We start from the raw sequence: 16,939 nt of genomic DNA, 5'->3' as shown, positions 1-16,939 counted from the left end.
TGGAGGTCTTATCCATGCCGCTCGCACTCCTCGCCCTGGCACTGGGGGCGTTCGCCATCGGCACCACCGAATTCGTCGTCGTCGGCCTGCTGCCGGATATCGCGGACACCTACGCCGTATCCATCCCCACCGCGGGACTGCTGGTCACCGGTTACGCGCTCGGCGTGCTGGTCGGCGCGCCCATCACCACCGGCATCGGCACCAGGATCGCGCGCAAGCGCATGCTGCTCGCCAGCATGGGACTGCTCATCGCGGGAAACGTATTGTCAGCCGTCGCACCGGCTTTCGGGCTCATGCTGACCGGGCGCATCGTCGCGTCGATGGCGCACGGCGCCTTCTTCGGCATCGGCTCGGTGGTCGTGGGCAGCCTGGTCCCGCCGGACCGCCGAGCCAAGGCGATCTCGCTGATGTTCACCGGGCTCGCCGTCGCGACCGTCATCGGCGTACCCCTCGGCACCCTGCTCGGCCAGCAGTTCGGCTGGCGGGTCACCTTCCTGCTCGTCGCGCTGGTCGGCCTGGCCGCGCTCGTCGGCGTCGCCGCGCTGGTACCGAATCAGCCCGCCCCGCGCGATGCCCGGCTGCGGCACGAACTTGCCGTGCTCGGCAATCCGCAGGTCCTGCTCGCCATGGCGATGACGGTGCTCGGCTTCGGCGGTGTCTTCGCGGCCATCACCTACCTGGCGCCGATGATGACCGAGGTCACCGGATACGCGGAGAGTTCGGTCACCTGGCTGCTCGTGCTGTTCGGCGTCGGCTTCTTCCTCGGCAACCTGATCGGCGGCAAATACGCGGACAAACACCTCATGCGAATGCTCTACGGAAGCCTGGCCGGGCTCGGGTTGGCACTGGCGCTGTTCACCGTCACCGCACACAGCAAACCGGCCGCCGCCATCACCGTAATCCTCATCGGCGCACTGGGTTTCGCGACCGTACCGCCGCTGCAGAAGCGAGTGCTCGACCAGTCCGCCGCCGCACCGACCCTGGCCTCGGCACTCAATATCGGTGCGTTCAATCTCGGCAACGCCATCTCGGCCTGGCTCGGCGGCTTGGTGATCGCGGCCGGATTCGATTACACCGCACCGAATTGGGTCGGCGTCGGGTTGGTCGCGGTCGCGCTGGGACTGGCCGTGATCTCCAGCAGGCTGGAACGGTCCACCGCCGCACGGGATTCGGTGATCCCGGCCGAAAAACTGGTCGGTGCAACGCAATCCCGGATTTAGCTCATCCGGAATTCGCCCCTTTCCCTGCCCGCGACGCCAATGGCCCGGAGTCCCAACGACTCCGGGCCATCGAGTTCGGGTGCGAGACCCTCGTCAATGGGCTCTGTCGGACTCAGCCCGCACCGGGCCGAATTCCTCTCCCGTAATCGGCACTGCCGGACGAAGTCCGACCTCAGTCCGCACTGGGCCGAGCTCCGGTGCGAGGCACTCGCCAAATGGGTTCTGCCGGAAGAACCTCAGCCCGCACCGGGCCGGGTACCTCTCGCCTAGATGGGTTCGGGCAGCGGGCCCAAATGCTTGCTCACTCGCTGACGCAGCCGCAGATACTCCGCCCACCGGTGCCGGGTCGGCCCCTTCGGGCGCTCGACGGCGTCAGCCCCCTTGACGATCTCGCCTAGCCGGAACTGCTCGCGCGTCAGATCGAATTCGATACCGCTGGGCAGCCGGTTCCACCAGTGGAAGCCGCGCTGCACCCCGCTCAGATAGACCTCACCAACCACGAGCTCACCGCCGAAAAGGTCGTTGACCAGCAACGCCGTAATGTCACAGTGCCCTAGTGCCGGATTGGCCGGATCCCAGCCCGACCGCTCCAGATCATCGGGCGAGCAGGTGTCGGCGGACCAACTGGCCCGCAACGCCCGGTCGAGCCGCAACAGGTCCCATGGTTGTGCGCAGCGCATACCCGGACGATATCCGTTGCGGGACAGTCTTATTCGACAGTTACCGACTTCGCCAGATTGCGCGGTTTGTCCACGTCGTAGCCGCGCGCCTGCGCGACCTCCGCGGCGAAGATCTGCAGCGGGACGGTCGACAGCAGTGGCTGGAACAACGTTGGCGCCGAAGGGATTTCGATCAGGTCGTCGGCGAACGGCCGGACCGTGTCGTCGCCCTCCTCGGCGATGACGATGGTGTGCGCGCCGCGCGCCTGGATCTCGCGAATATTGCTCAGCAGCTTCGAATGCAGCACCGCGCGCCCCTTCGGCGACGGCATCACCACGATCACCGGCAGGCCCTCCTCGATCAGCGCGATCGGGCCGTGCTTGAGTTCGCCTGCGGCGAAGCCCTCGGCGTGCATATAGGCGAGTTCCTTGAGCTTCAAGGCGCCTTCGAGCGCGACCGGATAGCCGACGTGGCGGCCGAGGAACAGCACGGTCGGCGCGTGCGCGAACTTGCGCGCCACCGCCTTCACCTGCTCGTGGGTCGCCAAAACCTGCTCGACCAGCCTCGGCATCGCCTCGAGTTCGGCGAATTCGCGCGCCACCTCGTCCGGGTACTTGGTGCCGCGCGCCTGCGCGAGCGCGAGGCCCACCAGATAGTTCGCGGCCACCTGCGCCAGGAAGGTCTTGGTCGCGGCGACACCGATCTCCGGGCCGGTGCGGGTGTAGAGCACGGCATCGGATTCGCGCGGGATCTGCGCGCCGTTGGTGTTGCAGATCGCGAGCACCCTGGCCTTCTGCTCCTTGGCGTGGCGCACCGCCTCCAGCGTGTCGGCGGTCTCGCCCGACTGTGAAATGGCCACCACCAGGGTCGACCGATCCAGAACCGGGTCGCGGTAACGGAATTCGCTGGCCAGCTCCACCTCGACGGGCAGCCTGGTCCAGTGTTCGATCGCGTACTTGGCGAGCAGTCCCGAGTGGTACGCGGTGCCGCACGCGACGACGAAAACCTTGTCGACCTCGCGCAGCTCCTGATCGGCCAGGCGCTGCTCGTCCAGCACGATCCGGCCGCCGTTCTGGTCGTGGCTGAAGTGCCCGATCAGCGTGTCGGCGATGGCGCGCGGCTGCTCCTCGATCTCCTTCAGCATGAAGTAGTCGTGACCGCCCTTCTCGGCGGCGGCCATATCCCAGTTGATGGTGAACGGCCTGGTGCGCACGCCGTCGGTATTCCCAGAGAAGTCGGTCACCCGGTAGGTGTTCGCGGTGATCACCACGGCCTGATCCTGGCCCAGCTCGACCGCCTCGCGGGTGTGCTCGATGAACGCGGTGACATCGGAGGCGATGAACATCTCACCCTTGCCGACGCCGACCACCAGCGGGGTGGACCGGCGCGCCGCGACGATCATGTCCGGATGGTCGGAATGGGTGAAGACCAGCGTGAACGCGCCCTCCAGCCGGCGCAGCACGGCCAGCGCGCTCGCCGCGAAATCGCCCGCCGTCGGGCCCGCGGCGTAGGCGCGGGCCACCAGGTGCACCGCGACCTCGGTGTCGGTGTCGCTGCGCAGCTCGACCCCGGCCTCCTCCAGCTCGCGCCGCAGCGGGGCGAAATTCTCGATGATGCCGTTGTGCACCACGGCGACCTTGCCGGTCACATCGCGGTGCGGGTGGGCGTTGCGGTCGGTGGGCGCGCCGTGCGTCGCCCAGCGGGTGTGTCCCATACCGGTGGTGCCCGCGAAGTGATCGGTGCCGGTTTCGCCCAGCTCCGCCTCCAAATTGGCCAGTCGGCCCGCCTTGCGTTCCACCGCGAGACCACCCGCGCCGTCCAGGATCGCCACGCCCGCGGAGTCGTAGCCGCGATATTCCATGCGGCGCAACGCGTCAACGACAACGCCGAGCGCGTCCCGATACCCGACGTAGCCAACGATTCCGCACATGGCTCACCACACTACTTATCGGATAACGTTCACGTCGTGTCGGCGTCTGTGAAATCGCTACTGAGCACCCTGACCAGCCGGGGTCCGCACCGCGTACTGCGCGGCAATCTCGGCATCGCGGGGCAGACCGGCGTTGTGTTCACCCCGGAGTCCGGGTTGAATCTGCCCGCGGTCGCCTTCGGCCACGGCTGGCTGACCGGCGCGGCCAACTATCGCGGCACCCTGGAGCATCTAGCGTCGTGGGGCATTGTCGCCGCGGCCCCGGACACCGAGCGCGGGCCGATTCCGTCACATCTCGGCCTGGCCACCGATCTGCTCACCACCCTCGATATCTGCGCGGGCGTGCGGCTCGGCGACGGTTCGGTCAGCGTGCATCCCGAGCGACTCGCGCTGGCCGGACACGCCATGGGCGCGGGCGCCGCGGTGATCGCGGCCGCGCAGCGCCCGGTGGCCGCGGTCGCCGCGCTGTTCCCGGCGCCGACCGCGCCGTCCGCGGAGACCCTCGCACCGGATATCGATATTCCGGCGCTGATCCTGGCCGGCGCCACCGATATCGAATCGGTGAGCTCGAACGCGATACCGCTGGCCGCCGCCTGGGGCGGTCCATCGGTGCTGCGCACCATCGACAACGCCTCGCACAACGGGATCACCGAGGGCAGGCGGGCGCTCGCCGCGCTCGGTGCGGGCAAGCACGAGGCCAAGACCGCGCGCACCACGCGTGCGCTACTCACCGGCTACCTACTGCACAAGCTGGCGCGCGACAAGACGTACGCGGCCTTCGCCGACCCGGACGCGATCATTCCGCACACGACGGTGGTGGACCCGACGGCTCCGCGCGAGGAAGAGAAGCCGAAAATATCACCGCTGCAAGTGGTTTCGCTGCTGCGGCGCTGACGCCGTTTCGCTGCGTAAGCAACACCGACCGAGGAAAACCTCGGCGCCCCAACCGAATCAACGCGATCACTCCCACCACCCAGACCTAAGCTCCCGTAGCTCAGCAGGTCAGAGCAGCACTCTTATACAGTGACGGCCGCAGGTTCAAGCCCTGCCGGGAGCACAGGCCACCCATCTCTAAAAGAGCTGCACCCAAACAACATAGGACCGTGGTCTCATCCATCGAGCGCGCACTCAATGACTACACCGGGACTATTGCCGCAAGCGCCGAAACGCAGCCCGATGAAACGACACCAGCACCGCGGTCTCAGGGCGTCGAGCGCGAGCTCAACGACATCACGGCCGCGGGCACAAGCCATCGAGCACCAGCCCAACGACATCACAGCCGTGTGTGTGCAACTCGTCGAGTGCGAGCTCAACGACATCACGGCGGCGGGCGCAGGCCGCCGAACACCCGCCCGACGACATCACGGCTGCGGGCGCAGGCCGTCGAGCGCGAGTTCGATGTAGCGATGCCAATCGCCGACGGCGTCGCGGCTGATCATGGCGACGGCGCCGACGATCATGTAGAGGTCGGCGACTGTGGCGTCTTGGCGAACGGTTCCGTCGGCGCGGCCGCGTCCCAGTAGTTCCTCGCCGAATTCGGCTAGGGCGATACGGGTTTCGCCGTGCGGCTGGTTGTCGCCGAGGGTCGACGCGATGATGCGCGAGAGCGCGCGACCCTGTTCGTGTACCTCGGCGACGTGTGTGAGGAAATCCGAAAGCGCTTGCCGTGTATCGGTATTCGACAGATTTATGCGGCGCCCGTGGTCGAGGATGCCCGCGAACCGCTGTTGCGCGACCGCCTCGATCAGCGCGCGGCGGGTCGGGAAATGCCGGTAGACGGTGCCGACCCCGACACCCGCGGCGCGCGCGACATCCGCCATCTGCACCGCGTCGCCGCGCTCGGCGAACAGTGCGACCGCTACGGCAAGCACCTGGTCGCGGTTGCGGGCGGCGTCGGTGCGGAGTTTGCGGGTGGTCGGTGTCGAATTCATCCTGCTCCGTCGTTCGATGGTCAGCGGGAGGTTACCGCGCGGGCGCGCTCCACCGTCACCGCCGCCGACAGCCCGACCAGCATCACCAGCGCGATGAACAGCTGAAAATCAATGCCGAGCACCTTGCGCGAGTCGGCCGCGAACTCGGGATCCTGCGCCGCGGTACCGGGAAACAGCAGCGCACCCCACATCCCGAGCCACGTCACCGAACCGAGCGCCGCGGCCAAATAGAACTGCGCCCGCTGATCCCCCTTGCGCCGCACCAGGATTCGCAACCCGATCGCCCCGAGCAACGCCCCCATCCCGATGTACTGCGCATCGTGGAACTTCGCATGCGGCGGCCAATTCGGATTATGCAGATGCCGCCTGGCGATATCCGGAATCACCAGATCCGCCAACAACGGCCCAACCAGCGTATTCAACAAAACCACGCCAACAACGACACGCGGCACCGACCAAAACCGCTTGGCAGTCATAACAGAACTCCCTTCCAGATCAGAACCGGAATCCGATTCCGATTCCTCTTGAAGGTAGGCCGCCGACCTAGAAGTGTCAAGGGCCACTCTGGCGGCGCTCACGCAAAAACCGCTAGCCACCAAGGGTTTCCAGATTTCCCCACGATCGCTCGGCACAGCCGGATGCAGCGCATGAAACGGACGGCACACCATCCAAGTGCTCTGAAGCCGAATACCTTCTCGCCCATGGGAATACAGCCCTTTGACGGGTGCATACCGACAGGGTGACGCTGGCCGGGTTGTGTATCAACGCCAACACGGAGGAGTTCTGTCATGTTCGCGAAGAAGTCCGACAAAGTAACCGAGCGTCCGGCGACCGAACGTCCCGCGGCGATCACGATCCGGCCGCTGGACAAGAAGGAGACCACGGGGGACAGCGGCTCGTCCAACTCGTAGTCCCGCCACATCGAACCCATGCGCGCCGTGGATATGGTGCGGCCGCGGATCAAGCCGGAACTCGTTCCGTATGTGACGGTCGACGGAAACATCAGAATCGGCGCGACAATCCACGGTATCGGGGTGGAAATCGCTGATCCGGACGGCTGGATCCGAACCTTGATCGATGCGCTCGACGGGACGAGATCGCCCGGCGAGATCATCGCGGCGGTGCGGTCCGGATCTCCGGGAGCGCCCGTGACCGAGGCGCTGCAACAGCTTTCGGACGCGGGCCTCCTGGAGGACGCGGGCGCTCCGGTTCCGCCGGAACTGCCGGAGCCGGAGCGCTATTCGCGCGGTGTGGCATTCCTGCGCTGGATCGACCGCACACCGCGGTCGACTGCGTGGGATATGCAGTTGCGGCTGAACCGATCCCGGGTGCTGCTGATCGGAATCGGTGGTGTCGGTGGAACCGTCGCCCAGGGGCTCGTCGCCTCCGGCGTTGGTCACCTGCACTGCGTGGACTTCGACACCGTCGACCTGTCCAATCTCAACCGGCAGATTCTGTTCCGCGAGAAGGATATCGGCGCTCCCAAGGTCGAAGCCGCGGTGGATCGGCTGCGCGCGCTGAACTCCACGGTGCTCGTCACCGGCGAGCAGCGGCGCGTCGACGGACGGTCCGATATCGCCGAACTGCTCCGGCCTGGATACGATCTGCTCGCACTGTGCGCCGACCGACCGCGCAATATCCGCAGATGGGTCAACCGCGAATGTCTGGCCGCCGATCTGCCGTGGGTAGTCGGTGGCTACCACGGCCCGCGCACGTCGGCCGGTATGTACGGCCCCGGCGCCTGCTGGGAGTGCGCGCACGATAGCGACGCCGAATCCGGCGACACCAGAATGCCTGCCGGTATGACGGTGGAAAGTCTTGCACCGCAACTGCCTTGGCACCCCGTCAACGCGGTGTCCGCGGGTATCACCGGCAACCTGGTCACCCATTTCGCCCTCTCCGCACTAACCGGTGCGCCACCGTTCGAACCCGGATCTCGATACGAGGTGAACCTGGCGAACCTCGAAGCGACTGCCCCGGAGCGCATTCCGCCGCGTCCCGGTTGTCCGGGGTGCGGTGACACTCGGTGACCGCGCCCATTCGAGTGGATAGCCGAATCATCCTGTACGACTTGGCAACTCGACCGGAAGGCGAGGAGTGGCTGGTGGGCAGATTCGACACCCGCCGCTTCGTCGCGATCCCACGGGTCGGCGCATCGGCCCTGGACCTGCTGCGCGCGGGCAACACTATCGAACAGGCGACCACGCGGCTGAGCGAAGCCGAGGGGCAGGAGTTCGACGTACTCTCCTTCGCCCAGGATCTGATGGAACTGGGATTCATCGCCCAAGTGGACGGCCGGGCCGTCCCCGACGCCGCCGCGCCGCCCGCCTCCTTTCCCGGAATACGTCCGGAGCACGTGCGATTCGCGCTGAGCCCAGTCCTTCCCGTGCTCTTCGTATGCCTGATGTGCGCGGCCGCGGTCGCACTCGTGGCGCGGCCCGATCTGCTGCCGACCTACCGGGATCTGCTCTGGAGTCCGGCGGGCAGCGCGGTGCTCGCGCTGAGTGTCACCGCTGGCTGGACGCTCGTATTCGTCCACGAGCTGGCGCATTTCGTGGTCGCGCGGGCGACCGGTGTACCCGCCAGGATCACCCTGAGCACCCGCCTGCAGTTCCTGGTGGCCGAAACCGACATCAGCGGAATCGAATTCGCCCCGCGACGACATCGGCTCACCGCGTATCTCGCCGGAATGGCGGTGAATCTCGCGGTGGCCGCGTTCGCGATCCTGGTGGCCGCGGTCACCGACCAAGCCGCGCACCGGATTCTGGCCGCGACCGTGGTGATCGCCCTGCTGCCCTTGCCATTCCAGTTCATGGTCTTCATGCGCACGGATGTCTACTTCGTATTGCAGGATCTCACCGCATGCCGAGATCTGTACGGCGACGGCGCCGCCTACGCACGCTACCTCGCAAAACGGTTGCGGCAGCGGATCTTACGTCAGCGCAACGATGACGAGGATCCGAGTCGCGCCCTGCCACCGCACGAACGCCGAGCGGTCCGCGCCTATAGTGCGGTCCTGGTCCTCGGGACGGCCCTGTGCCTGGCCGCACTCGCCGCCTTCACCCTGCCCACCGACCTCACCCTGATCTACCGCGCCGCTACCCGACTCGGACCCGAACACTCATTCGGCGCGAACGCCGACGGCGTCGTCGTACTCCTCATCCTCGGCACCCTCCACCTGATCTGGGCGGTGACCTGGTTCCGGCGGCGACACCGGCGAGCTAGCTGAGTCGATCGGATCACACCGGGGCGGTCGAACTGATCACTGTCCGAGGAGATCCCACACCAACGTCGTCACATACCAGACCTAGACCAACCAGCTGTCGCGGCGGTAGTAAGCGGACTCCTCGTCCTCGTCGTCGATGGGGGCGACGGTGTCTTTGGCCTTGCGAGCCGCCATGGAGCGGGCGATTGCCTCACGCTGCTCGCGTTCTTCGGCCTCTTGACGTTCCTTCTCCTCGGCCTCGGCCTGCGCCTTCTCCAGGGCCTCGGCGTGTTCCTCCCAGAAGTCGCGCATTTCGGCGGCGGAGCGCTCGGCGAGTTGGCGGCCCTTCTCCTCGGTGCGGCGATTGATCTCGTCGAGTTCGTCCAGCAGCAGTGCCGAGCGGCGGCGCTGCTCGGCGGCGGCCTGTTCGATTTCCGCGAGCCAGTTCACCATGTCGTTACTCCTTGCGCGTCAATCAGAGTGCGGCCGTGGATGTTTCGCCTCACAGTGGACCGGCCTCGGCCAGTTCCGCGCCGCTGTCGGACGGCTTCGGCTGCTGATTCTCCTGGCCCGATGGCACTTTCGGACGGTGTTCGCCGTCGTCTTCCTTCTTGGTCGGCGGTACGGGCGGGGTCGGGATCTGCGACTTGTTCTGCGGGTCTTCGGCGGCCGGGGCCTTGTGTTCCTGCTTGTCCTTATCCGCCGTCGGCGGATGCTGGGTGCCATCCAGCTTGGGCTGCGTACCGTCCGGCTTGGCGTGAGTGTCGTCCGGTTTCGGCTGGGCGCCATCGGGTTTCGGCGGGGTATCGCCGGGGTTGGCGTCCTTCTCCTCCGTCGTGATGACCGGCATGCCGTGCTCGTCGAGCTTCAACGTGTACTCGTGCGATTTGCCGTCGGCCGCGGATTCCACCAGCTTCAGCTGGCCATCCTTCATTTCCAGCTTGAGATGTTTGCCCGCGAGATCGAATTCGGCGACCGGCTTCGCGCCCTTGTTCTTGTCCGCGCCGTTCTTGTCCGCGCCGTCCTTGGTCGGGTCGCCCTTGCTCGGATCGTCGGTCTTCGAGGTGTCGGTCGGGCTGATCACCTTCTGGATCTCTTCGATGGCCTTCTCGACACCGCTGGCGATGGTGGTGCCCAGCGAGGACAGGCCCGAAGTGACGGTGGAGGCGACGGTGGACGCGGTCGAGGACAACTGCTGCGCGGCCTGGCTCAGCGAGGCGAGGCCATCGAGTGAAGTGGGGTTCGTCGTGGTGGTCGGGGTGGTGCCCGGCGTCGTCGTCGGAGTTGTCCCTGGAGTAGTCGTCGGTTGCGTCCCGGGAGTCGTGGACGGCGGATTAGTACCCGGAGTAGTCGTCGGTTGGCCGGGATCCGTGGTCGGCGGCTGGGTACCCGGCGTTGTCGTCACCTCATCGGCCGGACGCGGATACGAACGCTCCTGAATATCCGCCATGGCCTTGGTGATCAGCGTGTACTGCGTCTCGAAGGCGGTGTTGGTGGTTTTGCACTGCTCGACGTACGTCGACAACTTCTGTTCGTAGTCTTTCTTGAAGACGTCGTTGAGCCAGTTCTGGCACCGATCTTTGACCTTCTCCGCATATGGCGAATCACCTGAATCCCACAGCCCCGCAAAAGGATTGAAACCCCGCAGGAAGCTTCCGGACGAGGAGGACATGAACGAAACATCCAGATCGGGGAAGATTTTTCCCACTCTGTCGTACAAAGTGTTCGACCTGAAAGAATCGAACCACTGCGTCTCGCCCTTCGCACCCTCGATGATGGTGTCGATATCCTCGGGACTCTTCCCGTCGACCCGCACCTCCCCCGAATCGTTCACCAACTTCGCGGTGAACTCCGCCTTGGCCTTCACCGCCTCGCGAAACGGTCCGATGGTCCCCTTGATGGCATCCTTGGCCGCACGGACCTTGCCCTTGTCCTCCTGGGCATTGGTGAGCTGCTGCCGGAACATCTCCTGCCCGGCGTTCGCGGCATTGCCCTGCCACAGGCTGCCGAGCCGATTGAATTCCGAATTCTGCGTCTCGTACTGCTTATCGGCGACATCCGCCGCGCGCCCGAGCCCATCCGCGGCCGATTCGAGCATCCGGACCTTCATACCGCGCTGCTCGTCGTAGCGAGCCTCGAGATCTTGGACGCTGTGCCCGTTATTCGACCCGAACGCCTTTTCATAGCGCGGCACCAATTGGATCCAGTACTGCAACCCTTTGGTGCCGTCGTTGAGGATTTCCTCGATTTCCCGGTTGCCCGTTTCGATCGTCATCGCACCGAATCCCCCGCCGCTACTTCGTGCCCGCGGTGGTCTTGTCGGCATTCGACGCGTCCACCGTGCTGTAGGTGATGGCCGACTTGCCGAACGCGTCGGCGGTGGCCGTCGTGGCGTTGGCCCAGATCTTCAACCAGTTGGCGGCGCGCTCCAGGGCCGCGTGCACCTCGGCGCCCTGCTTCGAGTAGTTGCGGCCCGCCTCGTTGGCGCTGAACGGATTGTCGGTGATGTTCTTCACAGCCTCTTTGACGGCGCTGGAAGAGGTGCGCAGCTCGTTGGCCAGCTTCGCCAACTCGCTGGTATCCACAACCATGCTGCCAGTAATGGTCTGTCCGGCCATGCCGCAACCCCTCCTCGTGGATCCGCCCTGTCGGCGGCCGCCCGCCACCGCTACTTCCTTGGACGTTTCCAGGACGCGATCGGTTCCGTCAATTCCGGCGGCACGGCACCTACCGACATGATTCCGCAGGTTCCACTGATTCGCGCGGGGGTGCGCGAATCAGTGCAGCCTGCGGCCGCGGTGTCCCCTCGCAGGGGCGGGTGTTCGGGGGCCGTTGCGCGCCAGTGTAGTTGGCGCGGCGACGGTCCCGGCGGGTTTATTTGTTGAGGTGGCCCTGATCGGTGCGCACCCATTCGGCGGTGCCGTCGGGGTGGCGGTGGAACTCCCAGGCGGCGTAGTCGCCGGATTTGTCGATCAGCGTGACGTGATCGGCGATGCCGTCCTGGTGGGTGCTGGTCCAGATGTGTGTGCCGTGGGCGTCGTTGACGGTGACGGTGTCGAGAATTCCGTCACCGGTGACGTCCTGGGTCGGGTGGTGCAGTTCGACCGTGCCCAGGCCGTCGAGCGACGAGTGCGCGTCGACGTCGGGCAGATGGTCGGAATCGCCCGAGGTGATCATGGCTCCTCCTCAGCGGGACTCGTGGGTGCGAGGATCCCGCGCGCAAGCGGGGTATCGCTCCATCCTGTCATCCACGCGTCCCGCGCGCAGCCGGGTGTCCCTACTTCTTCGGGATGATCAACCACATGACCAGGTAGATAACGAACTGTGGTCCTGGCAACAGGCAGGAGAGCACGAACAGCAATCGCACGACAGTCGAGTTCCAGCCGAAGTATTCGGCGATGCCGCCGCATACGCCGCCGATCCATTTGTCGTGCGCCGAACGGGTGAGCCGACGGGTGGTTGGCACGGTCATGATCTCCGCTTTCGTCGTTGTGATCGTTTACGCCATCAACTCTGCCCAGGCAGCGGCGCCTTGCCATCGGTAAGCCGACCGATTCGGACCCTGATTTCTCCGGTACGCGAACTCAGGGCCAACCCTGATCGGATGGGCGGCGCGCGCACCCGGCAGACTCGTCGGGTGACAACCACACTGCACGCACGCGGACTGTCGGCCGGACACGGTGAGCGCACCCTGTTCGCCGACCTGGATCTGACGTTGGCGCCGGGCGATGTGATCGGCCTCGTCGGCGTGAACGGTGCGGGCAAGTCGACGCTGCTGCGCATGCTCGCCGAGGGCCGAACCCCAACGGGCAGCATCACATTGAGCCCGCCCGATGCGACCGTCGGCTATCTGGCCCAGGAGCCGGAGCGGGTGCCGGGCCAGACGGTGCTCGAATTCCTCGGCCGCAGAACGGGTGTCACGGCGGCACAGCGGACAATGGACGCGGCCGCCGAACGGCTCGCCGACGGCGGCCCGGACGAGTATTCGCCCGCACTCGAACGCTGGCTGGCACTGGGCGGCGCGGATCTGGACCAACGCGCGCAGGAGGTGGCGGCCGAACTCGGCCTCGCCGAAAGCCTGCCGAACGGCCTGGACACCCCGATGACCGGACTCTCCGGTGGGCAGGCGGCCCGCGCTGGACTGGCGTCGGTCCTGTTGTCCCGCTTCGACATTCTGCTGCTCGACGAGCCGACCAACGACCTCGACCTGGACGGTCTGGCGCGGCTGGAGGAGTTCGTCACCGGCGTGCGGGTGCCGCTCATGGTGATCAGCCACGATCGAGAGTTCTTGGCGCGCACCGTGAACCGGATCGTCGAATTGGATCTGGCGCAGCAGCAGGTGGACAGCTACGACGGCGGTTACGAGTCGTATCTGGCCGAACGCGAGATCGCCCGCCGGCACGCGCGGGAGGCCTACGAGGAGTACGCCGACACCAAAGCGGGGCTGGAGGCCAGGGCGCAGATGCAGCGCAACTGGCTGGAGCACGGCGTGCGCACCGCCCGGCGTAAGGCGCGCGATCCGCGAAAGATGGACTCGGACAAAGCAGGCCGCAAGATGCGTGCCGAGTCGACCGAGAAGCAGGCGGCCAAGGCCCGGCAGACCCAGCGCCGGATCGAGCGGCTGGAGGTGGTGGAGGAACCCCGCAAGGAGTGGGAGCTCCGGATGACCATCGCGAGCGCGCCGCGCAGCGGATCGGTGGTGTCGACGCTGTCGAACGCGACCGTCGCGCGCGGCGATTTCACGCTCGGCCCGATCACCGTTCAGGTGGATTGGGCCGACCGCATCGTGCTCACCGGTGCGAACGGGTCGGGTAAGTCGACGCTGCTTGCGCTGCTGCTCGGAAAGCTGCGGCCGGACACCGGATCCGCCGCACTCGGCTCGGGTGTCGAAATCGGCGAGGTCGATCAGGCGCGCGAACTGTTCCGCGGAAATGCCTCGCTCGCCGACACTTTCGGCGTGGAGATGTCCGACTGGCCGGAGGCCGAGGTGCGCACCCTGCTCGCCAAATTCGGCCTGCGCGGGCCACATGTGTTGCGCCCCTGCGAAACCCTCTCCCCCGGCGAACGCACCAGGGCGGCGCTGGCGCTGCTGCAGGCGCGTGGGGTGAACCTGCTCGTGCTCGACGAGCCGACCAACCACCTCGATCTGCCCGCGATCGAGCAGTTGGAGCAGGCAGTCGAATCCTTCACCGGCACAATGCTTCTGGTAACGCACGACCGCCGCATGCTGGACAGCGTCCGAGCCACCCGCCGCTGGCACATGGACGGTGGGCGCCTCACGGGGAACTAGCCTGAGCGGACAATTTCGACCGCGATTGCCAGAAAATCCCGGTAGATGTCGCGCCTTTGTCCGATCAGGCCGGGCCGTACTCAGACCGCCGCGACCCGCTTGGCCAGGTCGTCGGCGAGCTGCTGGGCCTGCGCCGGATCGGTCGCCTCCACCATCACCCGGATAAGCTCCTCGGTCCCACTGGGCCGCAACAGGATTCGGCCGCTCTCCCCGAGCGCCCGCTCGGCTTCGCGCACCGCGTCGGTGATTTCGGGCGATGCGGCGACCGCGGACTTGTCGCTCACCGGAACGTTGATCAACACCTGCGGCACCGTACTGATCACGCTCGCCAAATCGGCCAGACCGCGCCCGGTTTCGACCATCCGCGCCATCAGTTTCAGACCGGTGAGAATGCCGTCACCGGTGGTGCCGTAGCGCGGGAACACCACATGCCCGGACTGCTCACCGCCGAGCGTGTATCCGCCGCGGCGCAGTTCCTCCAGCACATAGCGGTCGCCGACGGCGGTGGTGCGCACGGTGATTCCGGCCGCGCGCATGGCGATGTGCAGGCCGAGGTTGCTCATGACTGTGGCGACCAGGGTGTCCTCAGCCAGCTCGCCCGCGGCGTGCATGGCGAGGGCGAGGATGGCCAGGATGGCATCGCCGTCGACCACCGCACCGGTCGCGTCGACCGCGAGGCAGCGATCGGCGTCGCCGTCGTGTGCGAGCCCGAGATCGGCGCCGTGTTCCAGCACCGCGGCCCGCACCTGATCCAAATGCGTTGAGCCGCAACCATCATTGATATTCAAGCCGTCGGGTTCGGCATTGATGGCGATCACCTCGGCGCCGGCCTCGCGGTAGGCGGCCGGGCCGACCTCGGCCGCCGCGCCGTGCGCGCAGTCGACGACGACGGTCAGCCCGGACAGGTCAACGCCCGTCGCCTCCACGAGATGTTCGACATACCGCTCGTGCGTCCCGGCGACGCTGAACTGTTCCGGAATCACCAGCCCGTGATCGCGGGCCCCGGACGCGCCGAGCACCCGGCCGATGGCCGCACCGGTCGGCCGCACCGGCGTGCCGGTCTCGATCATGGCCTCGATTCGATCCTCCAGCTCGTCGGGCAGCTTGTGCCCACCCGCGGCGAAGATCTTGATTCCATTGTCCGGCATGGGATTATGTGATGCGGAGATCATCACACCGAGACAGGCGTCGTACAGACCGGTGAGATAAGCGACGGCGGGCGTCGGTAGCACCCCGACGGAAAGCACGTTCACTCCGGCGGCGGTGAGACCCGCGACGACGGCGGCCTCCAACATCTCGCCCGACGCGCGCGGATCGCGCCCGACCACGGCGAGCGCCCGCTTCTTACCGCGGCTCAGAATCTGTGCCGCCGCACCCGAAACCCGAAGTGCCAGTTCCGGACTCAGCGACTCATTGGCAAGCCCGCGGACTCCGTCGGTGCCGAACAAACGTCCCATACCTCGCCCCTCATCGGTCGATCCGCGGCGTGCGCGCCATACCGCCGATCGGCACGCCGCACCTTGTATACAGCACGAGAGCAGGCAACCAGCGGTGCTGGAAGCCTGCTCTCGTACAGCTTGCCGCCGACCATACCGGCTCCGGTCCCTCCAGGGTGCCGGACGACGATGATCGACGATGCCGAAATCAGCGCTTCGAGTACTGCGGCGCCTTACGCGCCTTCTTCAGACCGTACTTCTTGCGCTCGGTGGCACGCGGGTCGCGGGTCAGGAAGCCGGCCCGCTTGAGGGCGGGACGATCCTCCGGGGTGACCTCGATCAGCGCGCGGGCGATGGCCAGGCGCAGCGCGCCCGCCTGACCCGACGGGCCGCCGCCGACCAGGCGGGCGTGCACATCGAAGGATTCGGTGCGCTCGACCGTCACCAGCGGCGACTTGACCAGCTGCTGGTGCACCTTGTTCGGGAAGTAGTCCTCGATGGTGCGGCCGTTGAGCACGAAGTTGCCGGTGCCCGGCAGCAGACGCACCCGGACGACGGCCTCCTTGCGGCGGCCGACGGTCTGGACCGGACGATCGATGACGATCGGAGCCGGGGTGAAGGACGCCTGCTCGGCGGACTCGTAGCCGTAGTCCTCGTCGACGACCTCGACGGTCGCGTCCTCGACGATGTCCTCGTTGAATTCCTCGGGAGCGGTCACTGGGCCACCTGCTTGATCTCGAACGGAATGGGCTGCTGAGCCGCGTGCGGATGGGTCGGGCCCGCGTAGACCTTGAGCTTGCCCGCGATCGCGTTGCCCAGCTTGTTCTTCGGGATCATGCCCTTGACGGCCTTCTCCACGAGACGCTCCGGCCGAGTCGCCAACACCTGACCGACAGTGCGGGAGGTGAGGCCGCCCGGGAACCCGGAGTGGTGGTGGATCAGCTTGTCGGTGCGCTTGTTGCCGGAGACGGCAACCTTGTCCGCGTTGATGATGATGACGAAATCGCCACCATCGACATTCGGCGCGTAGGTCGGCTTGGTCTTGCCACGCAGCAGATTCGCTGCCTGCACGGCAAGGCGGCCGAGCACTACGTCAGTGGCGTCGATGACGTACCACTTGCGGGTAACGTCACCCGCCTTCGGGCTGTACGTAGGCACAGTGCTTCCCTGTCTGTCGTCGGTGTTGCCGGCCAGGCGAGTGGTCGAGGAGTTCCCGGCGGCCGGTGGAGACCCGGGACTCGGTGTGCGCCCCGGCGAAAAACACCAG

General features: G+C 66.5%; 18 protein-coding genes and 1 tRNA gene. 7 read left to right on the top strand and 12 right to left on the bottom strand.

Annotated elements, in window-relative coordinates:
* Positions 1–14 precede the first annotated feature (14 nt).
* The gene (locus tag F5544_RS05890) at positions 15–1,220 is read left to right on the top strand and encodes an MFS transporter (protein WP_167472237.1); all 1,206 of its coding nucleotides are present in this window, start codon (positions 15–17) and stop codon (positions 1,218–1,220) included.
* Between the two features lie 266 nt (positions 1,221–1,486).
* Here F5544_RS05890 and F5544_RS05885 read toward each other — a convergent pair whose 3' ends face one another.
* Both F5544_RS05885 and glmS read right to left on the bottom strand, forming a co-directional pair.
* Entirely contained in the window at positions 1,487–1,900 is a 414-nt protein-coding gene (locus F5544_RS05885; protein ID WP_167472236.1) for a YunG family protein, read from the bottom strand.
* A 29-nt stretch (positions 1,901–1,929) separates the two neighbouring features.
* Positions 1,930–3,810 carry a glutamine--fructose-6-phosphate transaminase (isomerizing) gene (gene glmS / locus F5544_RS05880; protein WP_167472235.1) on the bottom strand — a complete coding sequence of 627 codons (1,881 nt, stop codon included), beginning with the start codon at positions 3,808–3,810 and terminating at the stop codon, positions 1,930–1,932.
* A 36-nt stretch (positions 3,811–3,846) separates the two neighbouring features.
* On the opposite strand from glmS, the gene F5544_RS05875 reads away from it, so the two are divergent.
* Together F5544_RS05875 and F5544_RS05870 are read left to right on the top strand one after the other, a co-directional pair.
* Complete coding sequence (locus F5544_RS05875; protein WP_167472234.1) at positions 3,847–4,704, top strand: dienelactone hydrolase family protein; 858 nt, start codon at positions 3,847–3,849, stop codon at positions 4,702–4,704.
* Positions 4,705–4,793: 89 nt separating this feature from the next.
* Positions 4,794–4,867, top strand: a tRNA-Ile gene (locus F5544_RS05870).
* A 304-nt stretch (positions 4,868–5,171) separates the two neighbouring features.
* Here the strand turns inward: F5544_RS05870 and F5544_RS05865 are convergent.
* The gene (locus F5544_RS05865) at positions 5,172–5,741 is read right to left on the bottom strand and encodes a TetR/AcrR family transcriptional regulator (protein WP_167472233.1); all 570 of its coding nucleotides are present in this window, start codon (positions 5,739–5,741) and stop codon (positions 5,172–5,174) included.
* Between the two features lie 20 nt (positions 5,742–5,761).
* Positions 5,762–6,172, bottom strand: a complete 411-nt coding sequence (locus tag F5544_RS05860) for a DUF6640 family protein (RefSeq protein WP_238847107.1) — start codon at positions 6,170–6,172, stop codon at positions 5,762–5,764.
* Positions 6,173–6,529: 357 nt separating this feature from the next.
* Here F5544_RS05860 and F5544_RS47010 point away from each other — a divergent pair, with 357 nt between their 5' ends.
* The 3 genes from F5544_RS47010 to F5544_RS05850 all read left to right on the top strand — a co-directional run bounded on the left by F5544_RS47010 (position 6,530) and on the right by F5544_RS05850 (position 8,970).
* A complete protein-coding gene (locus tag F5544_RS47010) occupies positions 6,530–6,652 on the top strand; it encodes a hypothetical protein (RefSeq protein ID WP_275107015.1) in 123 nt (40 codons plus the stop codon).
* Positions 6,653–6,670: 18 nt separating this feature from the next.
* Complete coding sequence (locus F5544_RS05855; protein WP_167472231.1) at positions 6,671–7,771, top strand: HesA/MoeB/ThiF family protein; 1,101 nt, start codon at positions 6,671–6,673, stop codon at positions 7,769–7,771.
* A gap of 74 nt (positions 7,772–7,845) precedes the next feature.
* Positions 7,846–8,970: a site-2 protease family protein gene (locus F5544_RS05850; RefSeq protein ID WP_203217492.1), complete on the top strand. Its 1,125-nt coding sequence runs from the start codon at positions 7,846–7,848 to the stop codon at positions 8,968–8,970.
* Positions 8,971–9,048: 78 nt separating this feature from the next.
* On the opposite strand, the gene F5544_RS05845 is transcribed toward F5544_RS05850, so the two are convergent.
* The 5 genes from F5544_RS05845 to F5544_RS05825 all read right to left on the bottom strand — a co-directional run bounded on the left by F5544_RS05845 (position 9,049) and on the right by F5544_RS05825 (position 12,418).
* A complete protein-coding gene (locus F5544_RS05845; protein ID WP_167472229.1) occupies positions 9,049–9,399 on the bottom strand; it encodes a hypothetical protein in 351 nt (116 codons plus the stop codon).
* Between the two features lie 49 nt (positions 9,400–9,448).
* Positions 9,449–11,221 (bottom strand): hypothetical protein, encoded by a 1,773-nt coding sequence (locus F5544_RS05840; protein ID WP_167471221.1) that lies wholly within the window; start codon positions 11,219–11,221, stop codon positions 9,449–9,451.
* Positions 11,222–11,240: 19 nt separating this feature from the next.
* Positions 11,241–11,564 (bottom strand): hypothetical protein, encoded by a 324-nt coding sequence (locus tag F5544_RS05835; RefSeq protein ID WP_167472228.1) that lies wholly within the window; start codon positions 11,562–11,564, stop codon positions 11,241–11,243.
* 256 nt (positions 11,565–11,820) lie between these two features.
* Positions 11,821–12,123, bottom strand: coding sequence for a DUF6802 family protein (locus tag F5544_RS05830; protein ID WP_167472227.1), 303 nt, complete (start codon positions 12,121–12,123; stop codon positions 11,821–11,823).
* 100 nt (positions 12,124–12,223) lie between these two features.
* A complete protein-coding gene (locus F5544_RS05825; RefSeq protein ID WP_167472226.1) occupies positions 12,224–12,418 on the bottom strand; it encodes a PspC domain-containing protein in 195 nt (64 codons plus the stop codon).
* A 165-nt stretch (positions 12,419–12,583) separates the two neighbouring features.
* Between F5544_RS05825 and F5544_RS05820 the strand changes: the two genes are divergently transcribed.
* Positions 12,584–14,236: an ABC-F family ATP-binding cassette domain-containing protein gene (locus tag F5544_RS05820; protein ID WP_174867278.1), complete on the top strand. Its 1,653-nt coding sequence runs from the start codon at positions 12,584–12,586 to the stop codon at positions 14,234–14,236.
* Between the two features lie 80 nt (positions 14,237–14,316).
* On the opposite strand, the gene glmM is transcribed toward F5544_RS05820, so the two are convergent.
* The 3 genes from glmM to rplM all read right to left on the bottom strand — a co-directional run bounded on the left by glmM (position 14,317) and on the right by rplM (position 16,830).
* Positions 14,317–15,693 carry a phosphoglucosamine mutase gene (glmM, locus tag F5544_RS05815; protein ID WP_167472224.1) on the bottom strand — a complete coding sequence of 459 codons (1,377 nt, stop codon included), beginning with the start codon at positions 15,691–15,693 and terminating at the stop codon, positions 14,317–14,319.
* Positions 15,694–15,880: 187 nt separating this feature from the next.
* Positions 15,881–16,390: a 30S ribosomal protein S9 gene (gene rpsI / locus F5544_RS05810; protein WP_167472223.1), complete on the bottom strand. Its 510-nt coding sequence runs from the start codon at positions 16,388–16,390 to the stop codon at positions 15,881–15,883.
* The gene (rplM, locus tag F5544_RS05805; RefSeq protein WP_167472222.1) at positions 16,387–16,830 is read right to left on the bottom strand and encodes a 50S ribosomal protein L13; all 444 of its coding nucleotides are present in this window, start codon (positions 16,828–16,830) and stop codon (positions 16,387–16,389) included. The genes rpsI and rplM overlap by 4 nt, the downstream gene beginning before the upstream one ends.
* Between the last annotated feature and the right edge of the window lie 109 nt (positions 16,831–16,939).

Origin of the sequence: Nocardia arthritidis, assembly GCF_011801145.1 — a bacterium.
GTDB classification, from domain to species: Bacteria; Actinomycetota; Actinomycetes; order Mycobacteriales; family Mycobacteriaceae; genus Nocardia; species Nocardia arthritidis_A.
The sequence above is the reverse complement of the archived record's forward strand: the minus strand, read 5'-3'. Positions and strand labels throughout refer to the sequence as shown.

What these genes read in the sequence shown, in the direction of transcription:
- F5544_RS05890 (WP_167472237.1), top strand. Translation starts at nt 15, where the DNA reads ATGCCGCTCGCACTCCTCGCCCTGGCACTGGGGGCGTTCGCCATCGGC.
- F5544_RS05885 (WP_167472236.1), bottom strand. Translation starts at nt 1,900, where the DNA reads ATGCGCTGCGCACAACCATGGGACCTGTTGCGGCTCGACCGGGCGTTG.
- glmS (WP_167472235.1), bottom strand. Translation starts at nt 3,810, where the DNA reads ATGTGCGGAATCGTTGGCTACGTCGGGTATCGGGACGCGCTCGGCGTT.
- F5544_RS05865 (WP_167472233.1), bottom strand. Translation starts at nt 5,741, where the DNA reads ATGAATTCGACACCGACCACCCGCAAACTCCGCACCGACGCCGCCCGC.
- F5544_RS47010 (WP_275107015.1), top strand. Translation starts at nt 6,530, where the DNA reads ATGTTCGCGAAGAAGTCCGACAAAGTAACCGAGCGTCCGGCGACCGAA.
- F5544_RS05855 (WP_167472231.1), top strand. Translation starts at nt 6,671, where the DNA reads ATGCGCGCCGTGGATATGGTGCGGCCGCGGATCAAGCCGGAACTCGTT.
- F5544_RS05845 (WP_167472229.1), bottom strand. Translation starts at nt 9,399, where the DNA reads ATGGTGAACTGGCTCGCGGAAATCGAACAGGCCGCCGCCGAGCAGCGC.
- F5544_RS05840 (WP_167471221.1), bottom strand. Translation starts at nt 11,221, where the DNA reads ATGACGATCGAAACGGGCAACCGGGAAATCGAGGAAATCCTCAACGAC.
- F5544_RS05835 (WP_167472228.1), bottom strand. Translation starts at nt 11,564, where the DNA reads ATGGCCGGACAGACCATTACTGGCAGCATGGTTGTGGATACCAGCGAG.
- F5544_RS05830 (WP_167472227.1), bottom strand. Translation starts at nt 12,123, where the DNA reads ATGATCACCTCGGGCGATTCCGACCATCTGCCCGACGTCGACGCGCAC.
- F5544_RS05825 (WP_167472226.1), bottom strand. Translation starts at nt 12,418, where the DNA reads ATGACCGTGCCAACCACCCGTCGGCTCACCCGTTCGGCGCACGACAAA.
- glmM (WP_167472224.1), bottom strand. Translation starts at nt 15,693, where the DNA reads ATGGGACGTTTGTTCGGCACCGACGGAGTCCGCGGGCTTGCCAATGAG.